This window comes from Variovorax sp. Soil_C_19, assembly GCF_057657255.1.
The window spans coordinates 116,810-137,236 of record NZ_JBDGIV010000013.1; the positions used below are offsets into that span (position 1 = coordinate 116,810).

Below are 20,427 nucleotides of genomic sequence, written 5' to 3' on the forward strand. Positions count from 1 at the left end.
CTGCAAATATCAAGGGTAAGTACTTAGAAAAAGCGCACATTCGGCAAGCGCGATCGATATCATTGCCAGCTACGCCTCGATGTTGCATACAGCGACCAATTCTCCTCCTCCTCCGCTTCGCCGAAACCGATGGACTCCCAACAAAATCGCGTACTGGTCCAGCTTCGAGACCTGATCCTCAAGGGCGAATTCGGGCCCGGCGAACGGCTGGCCGAGATCCCGCTGGCCGAGAAGCTCGGCGCCTCGCGCACCCCCGTGAGGCTGGCGCTCACCAGCCTGGAGCACGAGGGGCTGATCGAGCCGTCGCCCACCGGCGGCTACCAGATGCGCCGCTTCACCTCGCAGGAGGTCGCCGACGCGATCCGCGTGCGCGGCGTCATCGAGGGCTTTGCGGCGCGCCTGCTGGCCGAAGACGGTGCGCCGCGCCAGCTGCTGCGTGAACTGCACGAATGTCTGGCCGAGGGCGACCGGGTGGTGAACAAGCCGGTGATGACGCTGGACGACTACGCCGGCTACGTCCAGATGAACGACCGCTTCCACACGCTGATCATGGAAGGCTGCGCCAACAGCGCGCTGCAGCGCGTGATGGAGATGCTCGACCGCCAGCCGTTCGCGTCGCCGAGCGCGATGCTGCCGATGCAGTCGTCGATGGAAGAGGGCCACCAGTGGATGAAGATCGCGCACCGCACCCACCATGCGCTGGTGCAGGCGATCGAACGCGGCCAGGGCTCGCGCGCGCAGGCGCTCGGCGAGGAGCACGTGGAGATCGCGCGCATGAACCTCGACTACGCGCTCGAGCGGCCCGAACTCGCGGCCGAGCTGATGCCGGGGCTGCGGCTGGTGGCGGGCAAGCGGCGGGACTGACTGCGATCCGCGAAGCCGTCGGTGGCTGCGCCCTGCAACGCCTTGCTAAAGTCGCAGGCATGCGCCGATCGACGAATTCAAACGCCCACGGTCCACCGAAGCGCGAGACGGTGAAGGGGGAGCGATTCGCAACGCCAGCCTCCTTCGCGTCCTCGGATTACGCGGCGGCCCACGCCGACATCGTCGCGGTGGTAGAGGCTGCCAGACACACTGCTGCGCGCAGCGTCAATGCCGTGATGACGGCGGCCTACTGGGCCGTCGGCCAGCGCATCGTCGCGTTCGAGCAGGGTGGGCGTGAGAGGGCGACGTACGGCGAAGCCCTGATCGAACGCCTCTCGACGGATCTTTCGGCGCGCTTTGGCCGCGGCTTCAGCAAGCAGAACCTGTGGCAGATGCGGGCCTTTCATCTCGCATGGTCCGCGGATCGTGGTCAGCAGAAGCGTTCCGCCGATTCTTTGTCGGTCCAGATTCTCCAGATACCGTCTGGAGAATCCGGCGCAGATCGAAATCTCCAGACGACCTCTGGACAATTGCCAGACTTGGTGACGCTGATCCGGGCCTTTCCGCTGCCTTGGTCGGCCTATGTGCGCCTGTTGTCGGTCAAGAACGTGCAAGCTCGTGCGTTCTATGAGACCGAAGCCTTGCGCTGCGGCTGGAGCATCGCTCAGTTGAATCGCCAGATCGGCAGCCAGTTCTACGAGCGCATCGCGTTGTCCAGCGACAAGGCGGCCATGCTGGCAAAGGGAAAGCAGCCCGGACCCGATGACGACATCACCCCGGAGCGGGCCATCAAGGACCCGTTCGTCCTGGAATTCCTCAACCTCAAGGACGAGTATTCCGAATCCGATCTCGAAGAAGCGCTGATTCAGCACCTGGCCGACTTTCTGCTGGAACTGGGCGACGACTTCGCGTTCGTCGGCCGCCAGCGACGCCTGCGTATCGACGACAGCTGGTTCCGTATCGATCTGCTGTTCTTCCATCGGCGCCTCAAGTGCCTGCTTGTCATCGACCTCAAGGTCGGCAAGTTCGGCTATGCCGACGCAGGCCAGATGCACCTGTATCTGAACTACGCCCGCGAACATTGGATGAAGCCCGGCGAAAACCCGCCAGTGGGTCTGATCCTGTGCGCGGAGAAGGGCGCGGCTGAAGCCCGTTATGCACTGGAAGGCTTGCCCAACAAGGTGCTGGCTGCCGAGTACCAGACCGTGCTGCCTGACGAAAAAATGCTGGCCGAGGAGTTGGACAAGACACGGCGCGACCTGGAGGCGCAGCGGATCGCTCGCAACGCCGACGCAGGGGAACGTGAATGAAGACGCGGCGCGCAACCTCGTCGGACAGCGTCCGACTTGGCAGCGCCGCAAGCCCTGGTAGAAGGTACCCATGACCTCCTCACTCGCGGCTTCGCTCATCGGGCTCTTGCTCGAATCGGAATTCGGCGGTACTAGCAGCGAACCCGGTGCGGCCGGCCACAACCGCTGCACGCTCGAGGGCATGACCTGGCAGCCCGGCGAGGGCGGCACGATCGAGCTTCGCATCCGGCGGCTCGAGGCGATGGCGTTGCGGCTCGTGTCGGGTCCATTCGTGCTGGAAATCGATCGCATCGACATGCAGGAAATCTCGGCCCGGGTATGCCTCGACAGCGGCATGCCACGCCTGGTCGCTGTCGAGGTGGCCGACATCGCGTTCTCCGGATTGGCGCTCCAGGGGCCGGTGGCGATGCCCCCGCAGCTTCAGAAGAAGATGCGCGAAGCCTCGCCGCCGCCAGCCGGCGCTGCTGCGGCGGCAGCCGGCATCGCAGCGGGCCAGGCCGCGGCCGATGCATGGCAGCTCGGCCCGTTGTCGGACGCCGAAGGCACGCTGCGCAGCCGCATCACCGATGCGCATCTGCTGTTCGATGCCGACGTGACGGTGCCGATACGCGGCGGCCGGATCGACTTCAACGATGCGACGGTCGAGCACGTGGGCCCCGACTCGCGCATGGGGGTGAGCAAGATGGGCGTGTACGTCGATGCGCCCAACGGCCGCAGCTATCTCTACCAGTTCGCGGCGGCACCGGTGGCAGGCGTGGAATTCGAGCACCGCGGCGCGTTGCTGGGGCCCTGGATCTCCGAGCGCGGCAAGCTGCAACTGCGCGAGTTTGCCGAGTCGGTGCTGCGCCAGGGCCGCGTCGGGCCGGGGCAGGGGCTGACCGAGCAGGCGCGGCTGCTGCTGGGCCGCACCGCGCTTTCAGGCGAACTGCGGCTCGGCGAAGGGCTGGTTGCCGTGCCGGGAGTGCAGTTGCATCTGGAGGGGCAGCCTGCCATCGGACTGCGCTCGCCCTCGGTCGGCCGGGGGCTGACGCTCGAGATGGCCTCGGTCTCGGCACGCGACGCGGCAGCGGCCTGGCAGGGCGCGCGAGTGGCCGTCGAAAGCATGTCGGCAAAGCTGCAGCTCGTCTTCACTGCCGACGCCGAGGGGCTGCGCTTCGCGCTCGATCTCGCGAACGGCAAGGCCGCGGCGCTGCGGCTGGACCTTCAGCCGGGCGGCAGCACAGGCGCCTGAGGCGACGCCACGGCAGAGGGCGAGACGCAGCGCTCGACGTTGCCCCACCGCGCACCGGCACTGGGCCCGATCCACATGCGCGTCACGCCGTTGGTCCAGCCGAAGCCGTCCTGCAGCGGGTATTCGCCGCCACCGCCGCCGGCCACGTGCTCGGCAGGCATCTCGCGCAGCCGGTACTTCTCGACCAGCTTGCCTTCGCGGCGGTAGATCGTGCAGACGGTGCGCAGCCAGCGCGTGCGGATCTCCTGCGCTAGCGCGTGCTCGGCGAAAGACTCCAGCCCGACCACGGCCATCCACTGCAGCGGCGCCCAGCCATTGGGCCGGTCCCACTGCTCGCCGCTGCGCAGCTCGGTGGTCGCGAGGCCGCCGGGTGCCAGCAGGCGCTCGCGCACGGTCGCGGCCACCGCATGGGCCTGGCGGGCACTGCAGGCGTGCGCGAAGAGCGGCGCCACGGTGGCGGCCGTGAGGCAGCTGCGCTGCCGGCCGCGCCGCCAGTCGTGGTCGAAGTAGGCGCCTTCGCGCGCGTTCCACAGAAAGCGGTCCATCGCGTCGCGCCGGGCGTCGGCGCGGTGCTCGAACGCCTTCGCCGTCTGCGGGTCGTCGGCATCGTGGCTCAGGCGTGCGATCGTGCGTTCGAGCTTGAAGAGAAAGGCATTCAGGTCGACGGGCAGGATGCTGGTAGTGTCGATCTGCGACAGCAACAGGCTCTCGGGCGCCGCCGCATCGGGCGCGCGCAGCCAGCGCGTGCTGAAGTCCCAGCCCGATTCGGCCGCGGCGCGCAGGTCACGCCAGACCTCGCTGGCAGGTCGGTCGGCACCGTCGGCGGTGCCCATGTCCTCGAGCCACGATTCCTCGCGCGGCGTGTCGCGGTCGTCCCAGTAGCGGTTGAGCAGGCTGCCATCGGGCAGCCGCACGAGACGCCGCACCGCCTGGCCGGCCTCGATGCCCGATTCGCCGGCCATCCAGTACGCATGCTCGCGCAGCATCTGCGGCAGGTAGGCGGCGGCCGCCTGAACCCCGTGCGCTTCGCACAGCTCGGCCATCCATGCAAAGACGGGGGGCTGCGAGCGGCTCAGGTAGTAGGTGCGCGTGCCGTTCGGCACATGGCCGTAGGTGTCGATCAGGTACGCGAAGTTGTCGGTCATGCTGCGCAGCAGCTGCGGCTGCCCGCCTTCGGCCAGGCCGAGCATCTGGAAGTACGAGTCCCAGTAATAGAGCTCGCGGAAGCGGCCGCCGGGCACCACGTAGTCGTGCGGCAGCGGCAGCGCCGAGCCGCCGCTCGGATGCTCGACCGGGCGCCGCGTGAGCACCGGCCAGAGCCCGTCGATGTGCCGGCCGAGCGCCTGCCCCGGCACCGACTCGTATTCGTCGCGGTGCGCGGCGGGCAGCTGAAAGTGCGCATGCACGAAGCCCGCGAGGTCGAAGCCGTCGTCCCTGCAGGCCGCGCGGTAGCGCGCGAGGATCAGCTCGGGGTCGTGGCGCGGCGCGCAGTCGACGAAGGTCTTGCTGTCGTCGAAGATGCCGCCGCTCTGCACGGCGATGAACAGCTCCTTGTACCTGTCGGCGGGCGTAAGATGGTCGGCTTTTGGCCCCGCGGCCGGTTCGGCGCGCGGAAGCCCGCCGTTCATGGTGGGGTGTCGTTCCAGGGGTAGCCTCCTTCGCATCGCATGGTCTGATGGAGTGCGCGATCCCGGCCGGGTTCCCCGGCCATCGAGCAGCAGGCGACAGCGCCGATCGACGCACCGCCCTGTATTTGCATTGAACTCCGCGCCGGCATGCCGGTCGCATTGGCCATGAATGTTGCCATGACATACCTCGAGAACGTCGACTGGGCCCGTTGGAGCGGGCCTGCCCTTTCCGCTTTACGCATCGTGCTGATCATCGTGCTCGCATGGGTCGCGATCGTCGTGCTGCAGCGTGGCGTGCGGCTCGTGCGCCTTCGCGTGCAGAGCCGCCTCGGCGGTGCCGACGGCGTGAGCCGTGCAGAAACCCTTGGGCGCGTGGTGCGCTACCTGATCGCGCTGGTGGTCAGCGCGGTGGCGGTGATGCTCGTGCTGGGCGAATTGGGCGTGTCCATCGCGCCGATCCTCGGCGCGGCGGGTGTGGTCGGCCTCGCGATCGGCTTCGGCGCGCAGAGCCTCGTCAAAGACTACTTCACGGGGTTCTTCCTGCTGTTCGAAGACCAGATACGCACCGGCGACGTGGTCACGATCGCGGGCATCGGCGGCGCGGTCGAGGACGTCACGCTGCGCCATGTGCGGCTGCGCGACTACGACGGCAATGTGCACTTCATTCCTAACGGGCTCATCACCACGGTCACCAACAAGTCCCGCTCGTTCGCCCAGTCCGTGGTCGACGTCGGCGTGTCGTACCGCGAGAACGTCGATGAAGTGATGGCGGTAATGGCCGAGGTCGGCGCGGACTTCCGGAAAGACCCCGCGCATGCGGCGCGCATCCTCGACGACCTGGAGATCGCGGGCATCGAACGCCTCGACGACAGTGCCGTGGTGCTGCGCTGCCGCTTCAAGGTGGCGCCTTCGCAGCAGTGGACGGTGCGCCGCGAGTTCCTGCGCCGCCTCAAGGCGGCCTTCGACGAGCGTGGCATCGAGATCCCGTTCCCGCATCTCACGGTCTATGCCGGCGTGGGCAAGGACGGCTCGGCACCGGCCATGCCGATGCGGCTGCAGCGCGAGCCGGCCAAGCCGGCGCTGGCTGCGCAGGACGCCGCAGGCTAGAGCTGGCCCATGCGCGTGGCGCTGCTCACCGCTTGCGCGCGCGAGCGCACGCGCAGCTTCTTGCAGATGTTCTTGACGTGCGCATCGACGGTCTGCGGCGTGATGCCGAGCTGCTCGCTGATCTCCCTGGAGACGTGACCGCGCGAAACGCAGCGAAGCACCTCGCGTTCGCGCGCAGTGAGCAGCGCGTTGCCGGACACCGCGCCGGGCAGGGTGTCGGGCACCGGATCGGCCGATACCGCGTGGTCCGCGGGCCGGAGCATGCGTGGCAGCAGACGCCGCGTCAGGCTCGGCGTGATCGCGGCCCCGCCGTTGACCACCTGGAGCGCCGCCTGCGAAAAGCTCTGCATGCCTCCGCGCTTGAGAAGGTAGCCGGTGGCGCCGATCTTGAGCGCATGCAGCACGTGCGCATCGTCCTCGACCGTCGAGACCACGATGATCTCGCAGTGGCGGTGCCGCCTGCGCGCATCGCGAATCAGTCCGAGGCCGGCGCCGATCGGCAGATGCAGATCGATCATCAGCACGTCGAAGTCGAGCGACTCGATCAGCCGCCGCGCGACGGCGGCGCTGGCGGCCTGGCCTTCGAGCCGGATGCGCATGTCCGACAGCAGCTCCTGGGCAATGACACGCCGCGCAAATTCGTCGCCGTCGACCAGCAGCACCCGCACCGGGGCATGTGCCTGTCCCGTCAGATGGGGCGGCCAATCGGGCTCTGCAGGCCGGCAGACGCCCCCCGATTGCATCGCTTGGCGTGGCTCGGTTCGGCGGGAATCCAGCAGTGCCAAGGCACTCGAGACCGGACGCGGATTGGGAACGGCGGAAAGGAATTCCAAAGGGTGACCTGCAAAAGGCAATCGTGAGGGAAACGCTTAAAGGGTTATTGCTTAAGCACAATCCATCATTGCAGTGTTCTTTGTTCACCTTCGATGTAGGAGAGGGCGCCTTCCCGAAAGGCGCGGCATCGCGACCGCATGGGCTGCACGAGAAGCACCTTTTGGGTGCGCGGCCTTCGTTCAGGCGCGCAGGCAGGCCTGGATCGTGGCCTTGGCGTGGCGCACGAATGCAGCGGGTTCGCCGTGAAGATCCGCCAGGTCGTCGCTTCCGCCGCCGAGATACGCGGCTTGCGCCCGCTCAAGCACCTGCCGTCCGTCCTCGGGCAGGCGCTCGAGCGCCCAAGCGGCCGCCACATGCTTCGGCGCTATGGCGCCGGTGGCCGCGCTGAACCAGATGCGCGCGAGCGCGAGCACCACGTTGCACTCGTCGCCGTGCCAGTCGTCGGGCCCGTTCCATTGCGCGATGGTGTCCGCGAGCGCCTGCCTGAAATCGGAATCGGGCACGGCATCGAAACAGCGCGCGGCCGGCGGGCCGGCCAGCGCCACGCTGTGCTGCAACACCTTGCGCAGCAGGATGGCGATGTCGGGGTCCGTTTCGGGCGGCGGGATGTGGCCGGCCTGCAGTTCGTCGCGCAGCCACTCGCCAAACTGCAGCTCGCGCAGCGGCGGATAGCGCCACGGCACCACCTCGCGCTGCACGAGCAAGGTCGCCTCGAGCGCACGCAGCGCACCGGGCACGCCCGGCGGCGCCGAGACTTGCAGCAGCTGCATCATCAGCGCGCGCCGCACCGGCTCGGCGAGCGGCTCGCGCACCGTGACCAGCAGGTCGATGTCGCTGCGCGGCATCAGGCCGCCGTCGAGCGCGGAGCCGAACAGGTGGATGGCCCGCAGCGTGTCGCCGAGATGGTGGTCGATCAGCCTGCGTGCGGCCGCGAGCTGCGGGCCGATCTCGGAGGGCATGGTGTCGTTCATCGCGGCGATGCTATCGCCGCGCCGCCGAAGCGCTCATCGAAGCAGCGGGTGACCCAGTCGATGAACACGCGCACGCGCGGCGACAGAAGCCGGTGGTGCGGATACAGCACCGAATACAGCATCGGCGGGCACGGCGCATGCGCGAGGATCTCGACCAGCGTGCCCTTCCGCAGCCGCGCCTCGACGCCGTAGCGCGGCACCTGGATGATGCCGCAGCCCTGTTCGGCGCAGGTCTTGTAGCTGTCGGCGCTGTTCACGCTGATCCAGCCCTTCATCTGGTGTTGCTCGATGCGGCCGTCGACCTCGAACAGATAAGGAAAGACGCCGGCGCGTGACGAGGAGAAGAAGTTGACGCCCCAGTGCTGCGCCAGGTCCGCCGGCTGCAGCGGCGTGCCGTGCGCGGCAAGGTAGCCGGGGCTCGCGCAGGTGACCTGCGGAATGAGCGCAAGGCGCCGCGTGACCAGCGACGAGTCCTTCGGCTCGCCCGCGCGCACCACGCAATCGACCCCTTCGCGCACCAGGTCGACGAGCCGGTCGCCGCTGCCGATCGCGAGCTCGATGTGCGGATAGCGCGTATGGAATTCGCCGATGCGCGGCAGCACGATGTCGTTGGCGGGTGCGCCATGGATGTCGATGCGCAGCCGGCCGCGCGGGTTGATGGCGTGCTGCGCGAGCGAGGATTCGGCATCTTCCAGCTCGTGCAGCAGATGGCGGCAGCGCTCGTAGAAAGCCAGCCCGTCGACGGTGGTGCGCACCTGGCGCGTGGTGCGCTCGAGCAGGCGGACCTGCAGCCGCACCTCGAGCTGTTTGATCGCATGGGTCGCCGTGGCCCGCGGAATGTCGAGCGCCGCGGCAGCCTGCGTGAAGCTGCCCAAGTCGACGATGCGCGTGAACAGCTGCATGGTGTCGAAACGGTCCATTGGAATCGGCCTGATTGTTGATGCTGGTTGAATTGTATTGACAACATTGCTGCATTTATTCAGAGCGATTGAACAGCCAGACTCCGTGCTTGTTCCAACCCTTTGAGGAGTGCACCCGATGCAAGCAGCGATTTCGGCGCGACTGCGCAGCCTTTGCGAACGGCTCGAGCCGTGGAGTTACCTGCTGCTGCGCGCAGCCTTCGGGCTGATGCTCATGACCCACGGCATTCCCAAGCTGCTGGGCCGCAGCCACGGCAGCATGGCCGACCCGATGGCGGGCTCGGTGCATCTGATCGGCAATGTGCTGCACCTGCCCGCGCCGCTGGCGATCGGCTGGTTCATCGCGCTGCTCGAAGGCGTCGGCGGGCTGATGCTGGCGCTTGGCCTGCTCACGCGCTGGGTGGCGCCGATGGTGGTGGTGCAGATGCTCGTCATCTGCTGGCTGCTGGCGCCGACCTTTCCCTGGATCGACCGCGGCTTCGAGTACCCGCTGATGCTGGCGGTCGCCGCGCTGCTCATCGCCATGCGCGGCGGCGGCCGCGCCTCGCTCGACGGCTGGCTCGCGCGCCGCGCCTGAGCGCCACCCGCAACAAGAAGGACGCCCACGATGAACCCCCTGCACATGCCGCCGGTGCGCCGGCGCACCTTCATGATGGCCACCGCTGCCGGCATGGGCGCTGCCGCCACGGGCGCGGCCAACGCCGCCGACGCTACAACCCCAGCGACCGATCCGCACGAAGGCACGCAGCCCACGCGCGTCACCGTCAACGGCCAGGCGCATCAGTTGAACCTGCAGCCGCGCACCTCGCTGCTCGACATGCTGCGCGAGCAGTTGGGCCTGACCGGGGCCAAGAAGGGCTGCGACCATGGCCAGTGCGGCGCCTGCACGGTGCATGTCGATGGGCGCCGCGTGGCCTCGTGCCTGACGCTCGCAGTCAAGACCGACGGCTGCGCCGTGACCACCATCGAAGGCATCGCATCGCCCGACGGCACGCTGCACCCCATGCAACAGGCCTTCATCGACCACGATGCGCTGCAGTGCGGCTACTGCACGCCGGGCCAGGTCATGGCAGCGATCGCCTGCGTGCGCGAAGGCAACACAACGAGCGACGCGCAGATCCGCGAATCCATGAGCGGCAACATCTGCCGCTGCGGCGCCTACGTGGCCATCCTCGAGGCGGTCCGCGCCGCGGCGCCGCAGATGCAGCGCCTGGAGGGTCGCCGCCATGCGTGACTTCGCCTACCTTCGCCCGCGCGACACCGGCGAAGCCATCGCGCTGCATGCGCGCCACGCGCCCGGCGCGCGCTACTTTGCCGGCGGCACCACGCTGTTCGACCTGATGAAGCTCGGCGTGGAGGCGCCCGCCACGGTCATCGACATCACGCGCATCGAAGGCCTGCGCACCATCGACACCAGCCGCCGCGACACGCTGCACATCGGTGCGCTCGCGCTGATGAGCGACGTGGCGGCGCACGACACGGTGCGGCGCGAGTTTCCTGCGCTGTCGGAGTCGCTGTCGAAGGCCGCCTCGCAGCAACTGCGCAACATGGCGACCGTGGGCGGCAACCTGCTGCAGCGCACGCGTTGCGCGTACTTCCGTGGCGGGCCCGAATTCGCATGCAACAAGCGTGTGCCGGGCAGCGGCTGCGCGGCACTCGGCGGGCAGAACCGGGGCCATGCGGTGCTCGGCGGCAGCGAGGCCTGTGTGGCCGTCTACCCGGGCGACATGGCGGTTGCGCTCGCGGCCTTCGATGCGGTGGTCGACACGCTGAGCCCGCGCGGCGAGCGGTCGGTGCCGGTGCGCGAACTGCACCGCGCGCCCGGCAGCACGCCGCACCTGGAAACGGTGCTGGCCGACGACGAGCTCATCGTGCGCATCCGCGTGCCGCGCGGCCCGGTCGGCCGTGCCTCGGCGTACCACAAGATCCGCGACCGCGAGTCGTATGCCTTCGCGCTCGCGTCGGCCGCGGTGGCGGTGCACCTGCAGGGGAACCGCGTGGCCGATGCGCGCATCGCGCTGGGCGGCGTCGCCACGCGGCCGTGGCGCGCGACCGAGGCCGAGCGCAGCCTGGTAGGCCGCCCACTCACGCGCGCGGCGGCGCGGCAGGCGGCGGCGCTGGCGTTCGCGCATGCGCAGCCGCTGTCGCACAACGCTTTCAAGGTCGCGCTCGGCATCGAGACCGTGACCGACGCACTCATGCTGGCCAAGGACAGGAGCTGAACCGATGGCGACAACCCTCATTGCACCCGCGCGCAAGCCGCGCCCCGGCATCGAACGCGTCGACGCACGCGACAAGGTGCGCGGCGCCACGCGCTACGCCGCCGACGACGTGCGCGCCGGCATGCTGCATGCGGCGCTGGTGTCGTCGCGCATCGCGCGCGGGCGCATCGTGCGCATCGACACCACGGCCGCGCTGCGCGTGCGGGGCGTGCGCAGCGTGCTGACGCACGAGAACATCGGCGCGTTCGACACCGGCGGCTTCCTGATGGCGGGGGGCTTCGGCTTCCAGAGCTTCTATCCGCTGCGTTCCGACCAGATCGCCTACCGCGGCCAGAGCGTGGCGATGGTGGTGGCCGACACGCTCGAGGCGGCACGCGAAGCCGCGGCGCTGGTGGTGGTGGCCTGCGAGGCCGCACCGTTCGCCGCGACGCTCGCCACGACCGATGCCGAGCCGCTCGCGCAGTCGGCCGTGCTGCCGCAGCCGATGTTCGCCGACCGCCGCGTGGGCGACGCCGAGGCCGCGCTCGCGCGTGCCGAGGTCGGCGTCGACCTGCGCTACGAACTCCCGCCGCAGCACCAGAATCCGATGGAGATCATCGCCACCGTGGCCGAATGGAACGAGGGCCAGCTGACGGTCCAGGAGCCGACGCAGAACGCCGAGAGCGTGCGCCATGGCTTGGCGAAGCAACTCGGCATCGAGCCCGCGAGGGTGCGCGTTCTCTCGCCCACGCTCGGCGGCGGCTTCGGCCAGAAGAACTCGCTGCAGTCGCACACCGCGCTGGTGGCGCTGGCCGCGCGCCAGCTCGGCCGGCCGGTCAAGCTCGTGATGACGTGCGCGCAGCTGTTCCACAACGCCAGTTTCCGCCCCGCGAGCCGCCACCGCGTGCGGCTGGGCGCGGACCGCAGCGGGCGCCTGCTCGCGGCGGTGCACGAGATCGACCAGCAGACCTCGCGGCACGACCTGTTCCCCTCGGTCGGCACCGAGATCACCTCGCGCCTTTATGGCGTGCAGCACTTCCTCGGCCGCGAGCGGCTGGTGCGCACCGACGTGCAGACGCCGGGCTACATGCGCGCCCCATTCGAGCATCCCGCCGCCTTCGCCTTCGAGAGCGCGATCGACGAACTGGCCTATGCGCTCGACCGCGACCCGGTGGCCTTCCGGCTCGCCAACGATGCGGTGGCCGATCCGCTGACCGGCAAGCCGTTCTCGTCGCGCCACGTGCGCGAATGCCTCATGCGGGGCAGCGAGATGTTCGGCTGGCAGCGCCGCACGATGGCCCCCGGTTCGATGCGCGCGGCCGATGGCAGCCAGATCGGCTGGGGCGTGGCGCTCGGCATCTACAAGGCCGCGATGGCGCCCGCGATCGCGACCGTGCGGCTGCGCGCCGACGGCACGGTGCGCGTGGCCGTCGGCGGCCATGAGATGGGGCAGGGCTTGCGCACCGCGATTGCCGTCACCGTGGCGCGCGCGCTCGGCACGTCGATGGCGGCGGTCGAGATCGCGCTCGGCGACACCGCCGCCGCGCCGCAGCATCTGACGGCCGGCTCATGGGGCACCGCGACTGCGCTGCCGCCCGTGGCGGAGGCCATCGAGCGCCTGATGGACGACCTGCGCCAGCACGCGGGCGCGGTGGGGGCGGCGGCGCAGGCGCCGAATGCCGCGGCCGTGGCGCTGCTGCGCGCATCGGGTCGGCCCTTTGCCGAAGCCCAGAGCCGGCGCCGCGCACCGGGTCAGCCCGAGCAGGTCTATGGCCGGCTCACGGGCGGGCTGCCGGCAGCGGCGGGCCCGGTGTACCCCGACTTCGTCGCCTTCAGCTTCATCGCGCACTTCGTCGAGGTGCGCATCGAGCCGACCACGCGGCGCATCCGCGTGCCGCGCGTCGTCAGCGTGGCCGACTGCGGCACGGTCGTGAGCCCGCGCACCGCGCGCAGCCAGGTCGAGGGCGGCGTGGTCTGGGGCATCGGCGCCGCGCTGCGCGAGCTGAGCGAGGTCGATCCGCGCCACGGTGGCTTCCTGAATGCCGATCTCGCCGAATACGTGCTGCCGGTGGCGGCCGACATCGGCAGCATCCAGGTCGACTTCGTGGGCCAGCCCGACCTGCGCTTCAACGCGCTGGGCGCCAAGGGGCTCGGCGAGGTCGCGATGGTGGGCGTGGCCCCGGCCATCGTGAACGCGGTGTTCCATGCGACTGGCAAGCGGCTGCGGAGGCTGCCGGTGATGCTGGAGGATCTCTACGAGGTGTGAGGCGACTGCGCCGGGCCGCCACGCGCCACCGCATCCGTGCCGGCCTCCACCTGCCGCGCCGCATGTTCCGTGGCCTCCTGAGCCTTCGTCGCGGCCACCGATCCGTGCGCGCTCGCATAGACCTTGGTGAACTCCGCGCCGAGCAGGAAGATCTGGGCCGCGTAGTAGACCCACGCGAGCAGCACCACGAACGAGCCGGCCGCCGCGAGCGACTCGCGCACGCCGCTCTTGCCGATGTACAGCCCGATCAGAACCTTGCCGACCTCGAACAGCACCGCGGTGACGGCCGCGCCGACCCAGACGTCGCGCCAGTCGATCCGGGTGCTCGGCATCAGCTTGAAGATCATCGCGAACAGCAGCGTGAGGATCGCGAGCGACACCAGCATGTTCACCGCCTGCAGCAGCACTTCCCATCCGGGGAACAGGCCCTCGCTCCAGCTGCCCAGCGCCGCGAGCCCCGTGCTCACGATCAGCGACACCATCAGCAGGAACGCCAGGCCGAGGATCAGCCCGAACGACAGCACGCGTGCGCGCAGGATGCCCCAGACGCCCTGCGGCTTCGCGCGTTCGGGCACGTGCCAGATGCGATCGAGCGCCGACTGCAGTTCGGCGAACACGGTGGTCGCACCGATGAGCAGCACCACGATGCTGACCGCGCCCGCGACGAGGCCGCGCGATGGCTCGCTGGCGCTGCGGATGAGTCCCTGTACCGCGACCGCGCCTTCCTGGCCGATGAGATCGGAGAGCTGCGCGGCGATCTGTCCCTGCACGGCTTCCGGTCCGAAGATGGTTCCCGCCACTGCGATCACGATCACGAGCAAGGGTGCGAGCGAGAAGGTGGTGTAGTAGGCGATCGCCGCGCCCATGCTCGGCGCGAGGTCGTCGATCCACGCCATGACCGCGTCCTTGCACAGGCGCAGGAGCTGCCCGGCCTTGGACGGCGCAGAAGAAGAGGAAGAGGACGACGTGGTCTTGTCCAAGAGATCGCTCCAGAGCACCGCCACTTTGGCACCTTGGCGGCGCGCTGTCGTGCGCGTGCGCCGTCCGAAAGGGTAGCCGCGAACCTACAGAAAGCCCGGCCACCTGCGCAGCGGCAGCGCGTGAGCGTCGTCCGCTGAATACGCATGCTGGGCCGGATCATCGCGGCGCCGCCCGACCGCCTCAACTACCTCGCAGGTCATTGCCGGCGCTGATCGGCCGGCGTAGGCCACTGCCCGCCGAGCTTGTACGATTCGCGTCACCCCTGGGACGTACGCTCCTGCGCGGCACCAGCAAGAAGGAATCCACGTTGAACCAGAGTACGGACCCTGCCGCGCGCTGTACGTCGCCAAGCGCGACGGCCGCAACCGCGTGCGCCACTTCGAGGGCTGGTCCTGATCATCGGCAGCGTATGCGCACTGACCGCTTGGAACTGGCCAATATTTCTTTCATTCTTCGACGCACTCCGAAGTCAAAGAATTCTCGGTGCACCACCTTGTTTCCGTACTTGCCCCCAATCCTCAAGAGACCTGACGCTCGACCATGACACCACAAGTATCTCGACGCCCTCAAATCTGCGTACTTGGCAGCGCCGAATCGGGCTCTTCGGCGTACGAATGCGCCGCGGAGGCGGGTGAGCTGTTGGCTTCACTTGGCATGACCCTGGTGAGCGGTTGCGGCAGCCCCGCAACGAGGGTCGCTGCAGAGCGTGCAATGGCGGCGGGCGGCCTGGTATTGAGCATCGTCCCGCCTGATCACATGCCGCCCCCGGATTGGCCTGCAACGGTGGTTGTGCCTTGCGGCATGGGTGATGCCCGTAACTTGCTGATGGCCTTGTCCGGCGATGCCTGCATCGTCATCGGCGGGAGAGCCGGCACCATTTCGGAGGTTTGCCTTGCGTGGCTGCATGGCCGTCCACTGCTGCCCCTCGTAGGTCACGGAGGATGGTCTGACGGTCTGCCGTCGAATCCGCCGGACGAGCGCAAGAAATCTCAGATCTTGCCTTGGACCAACATGGCAGAGCTCGAGGCGCAATTGCGAAACCTCGGGTTGGTGCCAGGCGCAGGGTGGCTTCCTCAAGGATAAATGAGGATGTGCAGGAGTTGACGCAGCCCCAGAGTCGCATTCAATCCAAGCACCAGAACACGTCCAACGACTTTGAATGCGAACGACATCACGGCAGCCGGCCAAAACCTGGCAACCGCAAGGCCTGATCGTCGACGTCGATTCCGAAGCCAAGGCCCAGCAGGTTCAATTCCAAGCCCTCATCGCGGGCCACCGTCACACCGACCAGCCCCGCCAGCGACAACTGCCAGCCCGTGCCGCTGGGCGCATGGTCGATGAACGTGGTCGCGCCCAGATAGTCCTTGCCGATCGCGGTGGGTGGCAGGTCCAATCGCAGCGCAGGCACCTGCCGGGCCACCCAGGCCACGAACGTATTGCTGTTGGGGCCGGGCCAAAGGCGGTAAGACTCGCGCCATGGGTAGGCCGCCACGGCCGATTCGATCTGCTCGATCATGGCTTCTGCCTGGATGCCCCGGTGGTCCGCAAGCAATTGCGGATAGGCGCCATACCAAAGCATGTCCGGCGCGTGCACTTCGCTGGTGACCAAGGCATCTCCGCCGCGGCGGGCCCGCCAGCCGACGATGTGATAGGTGGTGTAAAGCTCCGAGCCAGCGCGTTTCACCGCGATCCAGGGATGGATGCCGAAGGCGCCGCGCCATCGAACGATCCGGGCGCCGTAGACCTGCACCACCGCACCGCGCTCGACCGAAGGGTCGGGTGCTTGCCCGGTGCTGTCCCGACTCCTCATGTGCCATGGCGTGTCGAGATCCAAGCTACCGGAGGCCAGCACGCCGATCGGGCCGAGCATCAGCATCGCAAGCAGGCACAACAATCCCAGTGGCCAACGCGCCCAGCGAGGCACGCGCTTGCGGACCAGGAGAGAAGACGGTGCATCGGTCATTGCGCCAGTATGCCCGCGGCGCACCCGCCATCCAGGCGATGCGCAGCGATGAGGAGCTTGGCGACGACTTCGAGGCGCGGCTGCGCTACTTCGCCGATACGCGCGCGTTCGCGTCGTCCGCATCGAACACGATGCGTGACGGCCAAGGCGCCCACGTGGCGCCGAGCCCCGGGTGCACGGGGCTGCCGTCGCGCGCGAACGCGCCGAGGCTGCGCATCATCTGCGCAGACAGCGCCAGCCGGCCGGGCCGGTTCTGCGCCGTGAAGAGGATGTTCGCGTAGAGCGACGGCCCGAAGTTGCCGAACACGAACGGCAGGTCGAAGGTGTGGGCAGCGCCGAAGACCATGTCGAACGGCGGCGGCAGGCGGTCCCAGTCGAAGTCGTAGGCCCAGACTGCCTGCTGGCGCGAACGCAGCGCATCGAGCACGTCGTTGCGCATCGCGTCGAACCAGAGGCGGTCGAGCGCTGCGGTGCGCGCGATGAAGCCGGTGCCGGGCCGGTCGACCGGCAGGTAGGCCTGCGGAATCCACTGCCCAATCGACGTGGCGGGTGGCGCGTCGGGCGCGTAGCGCGACACCAGCGCGAACACCGCCGCATCGTCGAGCAGCCGCCCGCTCACGCCGCCGAACGCGGGGCGCATGGCGAGCAGTTGCGGGAACAGGCGGGTCTCGTCGCGCGTCTTGCCCGCGAGCACGGGCACCGCGAGGTAGCGTCCGTCGCGGATGGCGTGGATCGGGTCCTGCGCGACGACCCAGCCGTCGGGAATGGGGTTCGATGCGGCCATGCCCTTGGACGCGAGGCGGGTGCGCACGACCGACAGCAGTGCGTCGGCCGGGCGGCCGCGCAGGTGGGCGGCCATGGCGGGCGTGCCGCGCGCGGCGCTCACGCGCTCGCGGGCGGCCGCTTCATCGGCGGCCACGCCATCGGCGATGAGCGACTGCAGCAGCAGCTGTTCACCGCGCTCGGCCCAGAGGGCCCGGGGCTGGATCGCGGCGATGGCGCCCGCGGGCAGCGTGGCGGGCGTGGAGATGCCGCCGCTCAATGCGACGAGCCGGTGGAACAGCGGCGGCGCGGGGCGCGCCACGAGCATCGGCGAGGTGAGGAGCGCATACACGTTCACCGCGCCGGCGGACTGGCCCATCAGGGTGACGCGCGACGGGTCGCCGCCGAAGGCCGCGATGTGACGCTGGACGAACTCGAGCGCCTTCACGATGTCGAGCAGCGCGAAGTTGCCGGCGTCCTCCCCGGCGTTGCCGGTCTTGAGCGCGGCGAGGTCGAGGAAGCCGAAGATGCCGAGGCGGTAGTTGACCGAGACCACCACCGCGTCCTGGCCGCGCGCGAGCGCGGCGCCGTCGTACACCGGGTCGGCGGTGTAGCCCGTGATGTTGCTGCCGCCATGCACCCAGACGATCACCGGCCGCGGTGCGGCTGCGGCAGCAGCGCGCGAGGCCGGCGCCCAGATGTTCAGGTAGAGGCAGTCCTCGGCGCCGAGCGTCTGCCCGAGCGTCTCGCCGATGGTCTCGTCGTAGCGGTTGTGGCGCCCGGGGCCGTAGAGGCGGCCGGTCTGGACGCAGGCCGGTGCGAAGTCGAGCGCCTGCCGCGGCGCCGTCCAGCGTTCAGGGTCCGCGGGCGCCTTCCAGCGCAGTTCGCCCACGGGCGGCTTCGCGAACGGAATGCCCTTCCAGCTGAGCGTGCCGGCGCCGTCGTCGCGGCCCACGACCGGGCCGAGCGCGGTCTCGCGCACCACGCCTGCGGGCGCTTTTGTCGCAACGCCGACGCAACCCTGGAGCAGCACGAGCGCGATGGCTGCGGCAAGGCCGTAGTGAAATCGGTTCATGTTCGGCTGGCGTTCATTCGGCCGTGATGTTCGCGGCCTTGATGATCTGCGCCCACTTGCGCGTCTCGCCCGCGATGAAATCGGCGAAGGCCTGCGCCGTGCCGCCGCGCAGTTCCAGCCCCGCGGCCTCGGCCTTCTTGCGGATCTCGGGGTCCGCGAGCGCGGCATTGATCTCGGTATTGAGCCGCTCGAGGATGGCCGCCGGCGTGCCCGCGGGCGCCATCAGCCCGTACCAGCCATAGCCGACCACGTTGGCGAGCCCGAGTTCGCGCAGCGTCGGCGCGCTCGGGTAGACCGGCGTGCGTGCCTCGGTGCTGACCGCGAGCACGCGCAGCTTGCCGGCCTGAATGTGCGGTACCGCGGTCGACACGGCGGTGAGCGTGGCGTCGATGCGCCCGGCCAGCAGTTCAGCATAGGCGGGCGCGTCGCCGCGGTACTGCACCACGATGCCCGGCGTGCCCGATTGCCGAAGCAGCATCTCGGCCGTCAGGTGAGGGGCTGAGCCGGCGCCCGGCGAGCCGAAGGTCAGCCCCTTGGACGAGGCCTTGCCGTGGCGGATGAACTCGGCCAGCGTCTTGTACGGCGCCGCGGTGTTCGTGACGAGGAACAGCGGCGCGATGGCGGTGCTCACGATCGGCGCGAAGTTCTTCTTCACGTCATAGGGCAGCTTGGGGTACAGCGCCTCGCCGATCGCGATCGGTGCGGCCGCATGCAGCAGCGTGTAGCCGTCGGGCGGTGCGTGCGCGATGTACTCGTTGGCGATGCGCGTGCCCGCGCCGGCCTTGTTCTCGATGACCACGCCCTGGCCGAGACGGCGCGCCAGATGGTCGCCGAGCAGCCGCGTGAGGATGTCGTTGGAGCCGCCCGGGCCGTAGGGAGACACCAGGCGCACCGGCCGCGCGGGCCAGGCCTGGGCGTAGGCCGGCAGGCCGGCGATGGAAGCCGCAAGGCCCGCGGCTGCGGCGCCGAGCATCCGCCTTCTTTGGGGAATCATGGGGTGTCTCCTTCTTTTCGGGTTCGATGGTCGTCAGGCCACGGCGCCGGCGCTGCGCATCGCTGCGACCTGCGCCGCGTTGTAGCCGAGTTCGGCCAGCACCGCATCGCTGTCGGCGCCGCAGGCCGGTGCGGCCGGTGGCGCTGCAGGGGGCGCGTCGCCGAGCCGATAGGGCAGGCCGAGCGCCTGGTAGCGCGCACCGTCGGCGCCCACCGCGTCGACCAGCAGCCCGCATTCGTTGAAGTCGGGCGATGCGCGCACCTGGCTGTAGCTGCGCACCGCGCCCGAGACGATCTGCTCGCGCCCGAGCAGCGCCACGCACTGCTCGCTGCTCAGGCCCGAGAGGCACTCGCGCAGCACCGCACGCAGCGCAGGCCGGTTCGCGACGCGCAGCGCATTGGTGGCAAAGCGCGCGTCGGCCACCAGCGCCTCGCGGCCGACCACGCGGCAGAAGCGGGCCCAATGTTCCTCGGCGTAGGCCGACAGCACGATGTGGCCGTCGCGCGTGGGCACGACCTCGGCCGCCGGTGCGTTGTGCGGCTGCCCGTCGCCCCGGCGCACGGGTTCGGGCGCGCCGCCGAGGTAGTCGCTCCAGCTGGTCGCCTGCAGGTGCAGCGCCACCTCGAACAGCGAGGTCTCGAGGGTCTCGCCGATGCCGCTGCGCTCGCGACCGTACAGCGCGGCCAGCACCGCCTGCGCGCCGAGGTGCGCGGCGGCCGCGTCGACGATCGGCACGCCGACCTTCTGCGGCGGCCGGTCGGGCTCGCCCGTGACCGACATCAGGCCGCTTTCGGCCTGCGCCGCGATGTCGTAGCCCGGTCGGTCGCGCGACGGGCTGCGCGCCGGAAAGCCCGAGATCGAGAGGTACACGATGCGCGGAAAGCGCTCGCGCACCGCGCGCGGGCCCAGCCCGAGCGTGTCGACCACGCCGGGGCGCAGGTTCTGGATCACCACGTCGCTGGCAGCGACCAGGCGCCAGGCGGCTTCCTTGCCGGCGTCGCTGCGCAGGTCGAGCGCGATCGACCGCTTGCCGCGGTTGTAGGCACGGATCATCGATTCGCCGTAGCGGCCGATGTGCCGCGCCTGGTCGCCCGCGAGCGGCTCGACCTTGGTGACGGCGGCGCCGAGCTCGCGCAGCACCATCGCCGCGCCGGGGCCGGCGATGTACTGCCCGAGGTCGAGCACGCGCACGCCCTGCAGGGGCGGTATCGCGTGCGCCGTTGCGGAAACCTTGTCTTGCGCCATGTTCATGCGACGGACAATAGCGCCCGGCAGTATTCCTGAAAATTCAAAAATCGTGAGGTGGCGATCACTCAACGT

At 69.3% G+C, this 20,427-nt stretch carries 18 protein-coding genes; 9 read left to right on the top strand and 9 right to left on the bottom strand.

What is annotated here, in order from left to right; genetic code table 11:
• The first annotated feature begins 129 nt into the window (after nt 1–129).
• The 3 genes from AC3A6R_RS21635 to AC3A6R_RS21645 all read left to right on the top strand — a co-directional run bounded on the left by AC3A6R_RS21635 (nt 130) and on the right by AC3A6R_RS21645 (nt 3,405).
• Complete coding sequence (locus AC3A6R_RS21635; RefSeq protein ID WP_487860099.1) at nt 130–864, top strand: GntR family transcriptional regulator; 735 nt, start codon at nt 130–132, stop codon at nt 862–864.
• Between the two features lie 59 nt (nt 865–923).
• Nucleotides 924–2,174 (top strand): PDDEXK nuclease domain-containing protein, encoded by a 1,251-nt coding sequence (locus tag AC3A6R_RS21640; RefSeq protein ID WP_487860098.1) that lies wholly within the window; start codon nt 924–926, stop codon nt 2,172–2,174.
• A 70-nt stretch (nt 2,175–2,244) separates the two neighbouring features.
• Nucleotides 2,245–3,405, top strand: a complete 1,161-nt coding sequence (locus AC3A6R_RS21645) for a hypothetical protein (RefSeq protein ID WP_487865539.1) — start codon at nt 2,245–2,247, stop codon at nt 3,403–3,405.
• Here the strand turns inward: AC3A6R_RS21645 and treF are convergent.
• Entirely contained in the window at nt 3,378–5,033 is a 1,656-nt protein-coding gene (gene treF / locus AC3A6R_RS21650) for an alpha,alpha-trehalase TreF (protein WP_487865540.1), read from the bottom strand. The two genes, AC3A6R_RS21645 and treF, sit on opposite strands and share 28 nt — an antisense overlap.
• 177 nt (nt 5,034–5,210) lie before the next feature.
• Here treF and AC3A6R_RS21655 point away from each other — a divergent pair, with 177 nt between their 5' ends.
• Nucleotides 5,211–6,140 (top strand): mechanosensitive ion channel family protein, encoded by a 930-nt coding sequence (locus AC3A6R_RS21655; RefSeq protein ID WP_487865541.1) that lies wholly within the window; start codon nt 5,211–5,213, stop codon nt 6,138–6,140.
• Here AC3A6R_RS21655 and AC3A6R_RS21660 read toward each other — a convergent pair.
• The 3 genes from AC3A6R_RS21660 to AC3A6R_RS21670 form a co-directional block, all read right to left on the bottom strand.
• Complete coding sequence (locus AC3A6R_RS21660) at nt 6,137–6,883, bottom strand: LuxR C-terminal-related transcriptional regulator (RefSeq protein ID WP_487860094.1); 747 nt, start codon at nt 6,881–6,883, stop codon at nt 6,137–6,139. The two genes, AC3A6R_RS21655 and AC3A6R_RS21660, sit on opposite strands and share 4 nt — an antisense overlap.
• Before the next feature lie 270 nt (nt 6,884–7,153).
• Entirely contained in the window at nt 7,154–7,945 is a 792-nt protein-coding gene (locus AC3A6R_RS21665; protein ID WP_487865542.1) for an aminoglycoside adenylyltransferase family protein, read from the bottom strand.
• Nucleotides 7,942–8,865: a LysR family transcriptional regulator gene (locus AC3A6R_RS21670; RefSeq protein WP_487865543.1), complete on the bottom strand. Its 924-nt coding sequence runs from the start codon at nt 8,863–8,865 to the stop codon at nt 7,942–7,944. Before AC3A6R_RS21670 ends, AC3A6R_RS21665 begins: the two co-directional genes overlap by 4 nt.
• A 118-nt stretch (nt 8,866–8,983) precedes the next feature.
• On the opposite strand from AC3A6R_RS21670, the gene AC3A6R_RS21675 reads away from it, so the two are divergent.
• The 4 genes from AC3A6R_RS21675 to AC3A6R_RS21690 are packed head-to-tail and all read left to right on the top strand — an operon-like array spanning nt 8,984 to nt 13,332.
• Nucleotides 8,984–9,442, top strand: a complete 459-nt coding sequence (locus AC3A6R_RS21675; RefSeq protein ID WP_487860091.1) for a DoxX family protein — start codon at nt 8,984–8,986, stop codon at nt 9,440–9,442.
• A 30-nt stretch (nt 9,443–9,472) separates the two neighbouring features.
• A complete protein-coding gene (locus AC3A6R_RS21680) occupies nt 9,473–10,099 on the top strand; it encodes a (2Fe-2S)-binding protein (protein WP_487865544.1) in 627 nt (208 codons plus the stop codon).
• On the top strand, nt 10,092–11,087 hold the full coding sequence (locus AC3A6R_RS21685) for an FAD binding domain-containing protein (protein ID WP_487865545.1): 996 nt from the start codon (nt 10,092–10,094) through the stop codon (nt 11,085–11,087). Before AC3A6R_RS21680 ends, AC3A6R_RS21685 begins: the two co-directional genes overlap by 8 nt.
• 4 nt (nt 11,088–11,091) lie before the next feature.
• Nucleotides 11,092–13,332 (top strand): xanthine dehydrogenase family protein molybdopterin-binding subunit, encoded by a 2,241-nt coding sequence (locus AC3A6R_RS21690; protein WP_487865546.1) that lies wholly within the window; start codon nt 11,092–11,094, stop codon nt 13,330–13,332.
• On the opposite strand, the gene AC3A6R_RS21695 is transcribed toward AC3A6R_RS21690, so the two are convergent.
• Nucleotides 13,320–14,312: a YihY/virulence factor BrkB family protein gene (locus tag AC3A6R_RS21695; protein WP_487860087.1), complete on the bottom strand. Its 993-nt coding sequence runs from the start codon at nt 14,310–14,312 to the stop codon at nt 13,320–13,322. The genes AC3A6R_RS21690 and AC3A6R_RS21695 overlap by 13 nt on opposite strands.
• Nucleotides 14,313–14,853: 541 nt before the next feature.
• On the opposite strand from AC3A6R_RS21695, the gene AC3A6R_RS21700 reads away from it, so the two are divergent.
• On the top strand, nt 14,854–15,396 hold the full coding sequence (locus tag AC3A6R_RS21700; protein WP_487860086.1) for an SLOG cluster 4 domain-containing protein: 543 nt from the start codon (nt 14,854–14,856) through the stop codon (nt 15,394–15,396).
• Nucleotides 15,397–15,484: 88 nt separating this feature from the next.
• Here AC3A6R_RS21700 and AC3A6R_RS21705 read toward each other — a convergent pair whose 3' ends face one another.
• The 4 genes from AC3A6R_RS21705 to AC3A6R_RS21720 all read right to left on the bottom strand — a co-directional run bounded on the left by AC3A6R_RS21705 (nt 15,485) and on the right by AC3A6R_RS21720 (nt 20,358).
• On the bottom strand, nt 15,485–16,276 hold the full coding sequence (locus tag AC3A6R_RS21705) for a DUF3750 domain-containing protein (RefSeq protein WP_487860085.1): 792 nt from the start codon (nt 16,274–16,276) through the stop codon (nt 15,485–15,487).
• 85 nt (nt 16,277–16,361) lie between these two features.
• Nucleotides 16,362–18,113 carry a carboxylesterase/lipase family protein gene (locus AC3A6R_RS21710; RefSeq protein ID WP_487860084.1) on the bottom strand — a complete coding sequence of 584 codons (1,752 nt, stop codon included), beginning with the start codon at nt 18,111–18,113 and terminating at the stop codon, nt 16,362–16,364.
• A 13-nt stretch (nt 18,114–18,126) separates the two neighbouring features.
• Entirely contained in the window at nt 18,127–19,107 is a 981-nt protein-coding gene (locus AC3A6R_RS21715; RefSeq protein WP_487860083.1) for a Bug family tripartite tricarboxylate transporter substrate binding protein, read from the bottom strand.
• A gap of 33 nt (nt 19,108–19,140) precedes the next feature.
• Entirely contained in the window at nt 19,141–20,358 is a 1,218-nt protein-coding gene (locus AC3A6R_RS21720; RefSeq protein WP_487865547.1) for a CaiB/BaiF CoA transferase family protein, read from the bottom strand.
• Between the last annotated feature and the right edge of the window lie 69 nt (nt 20,359–20,427).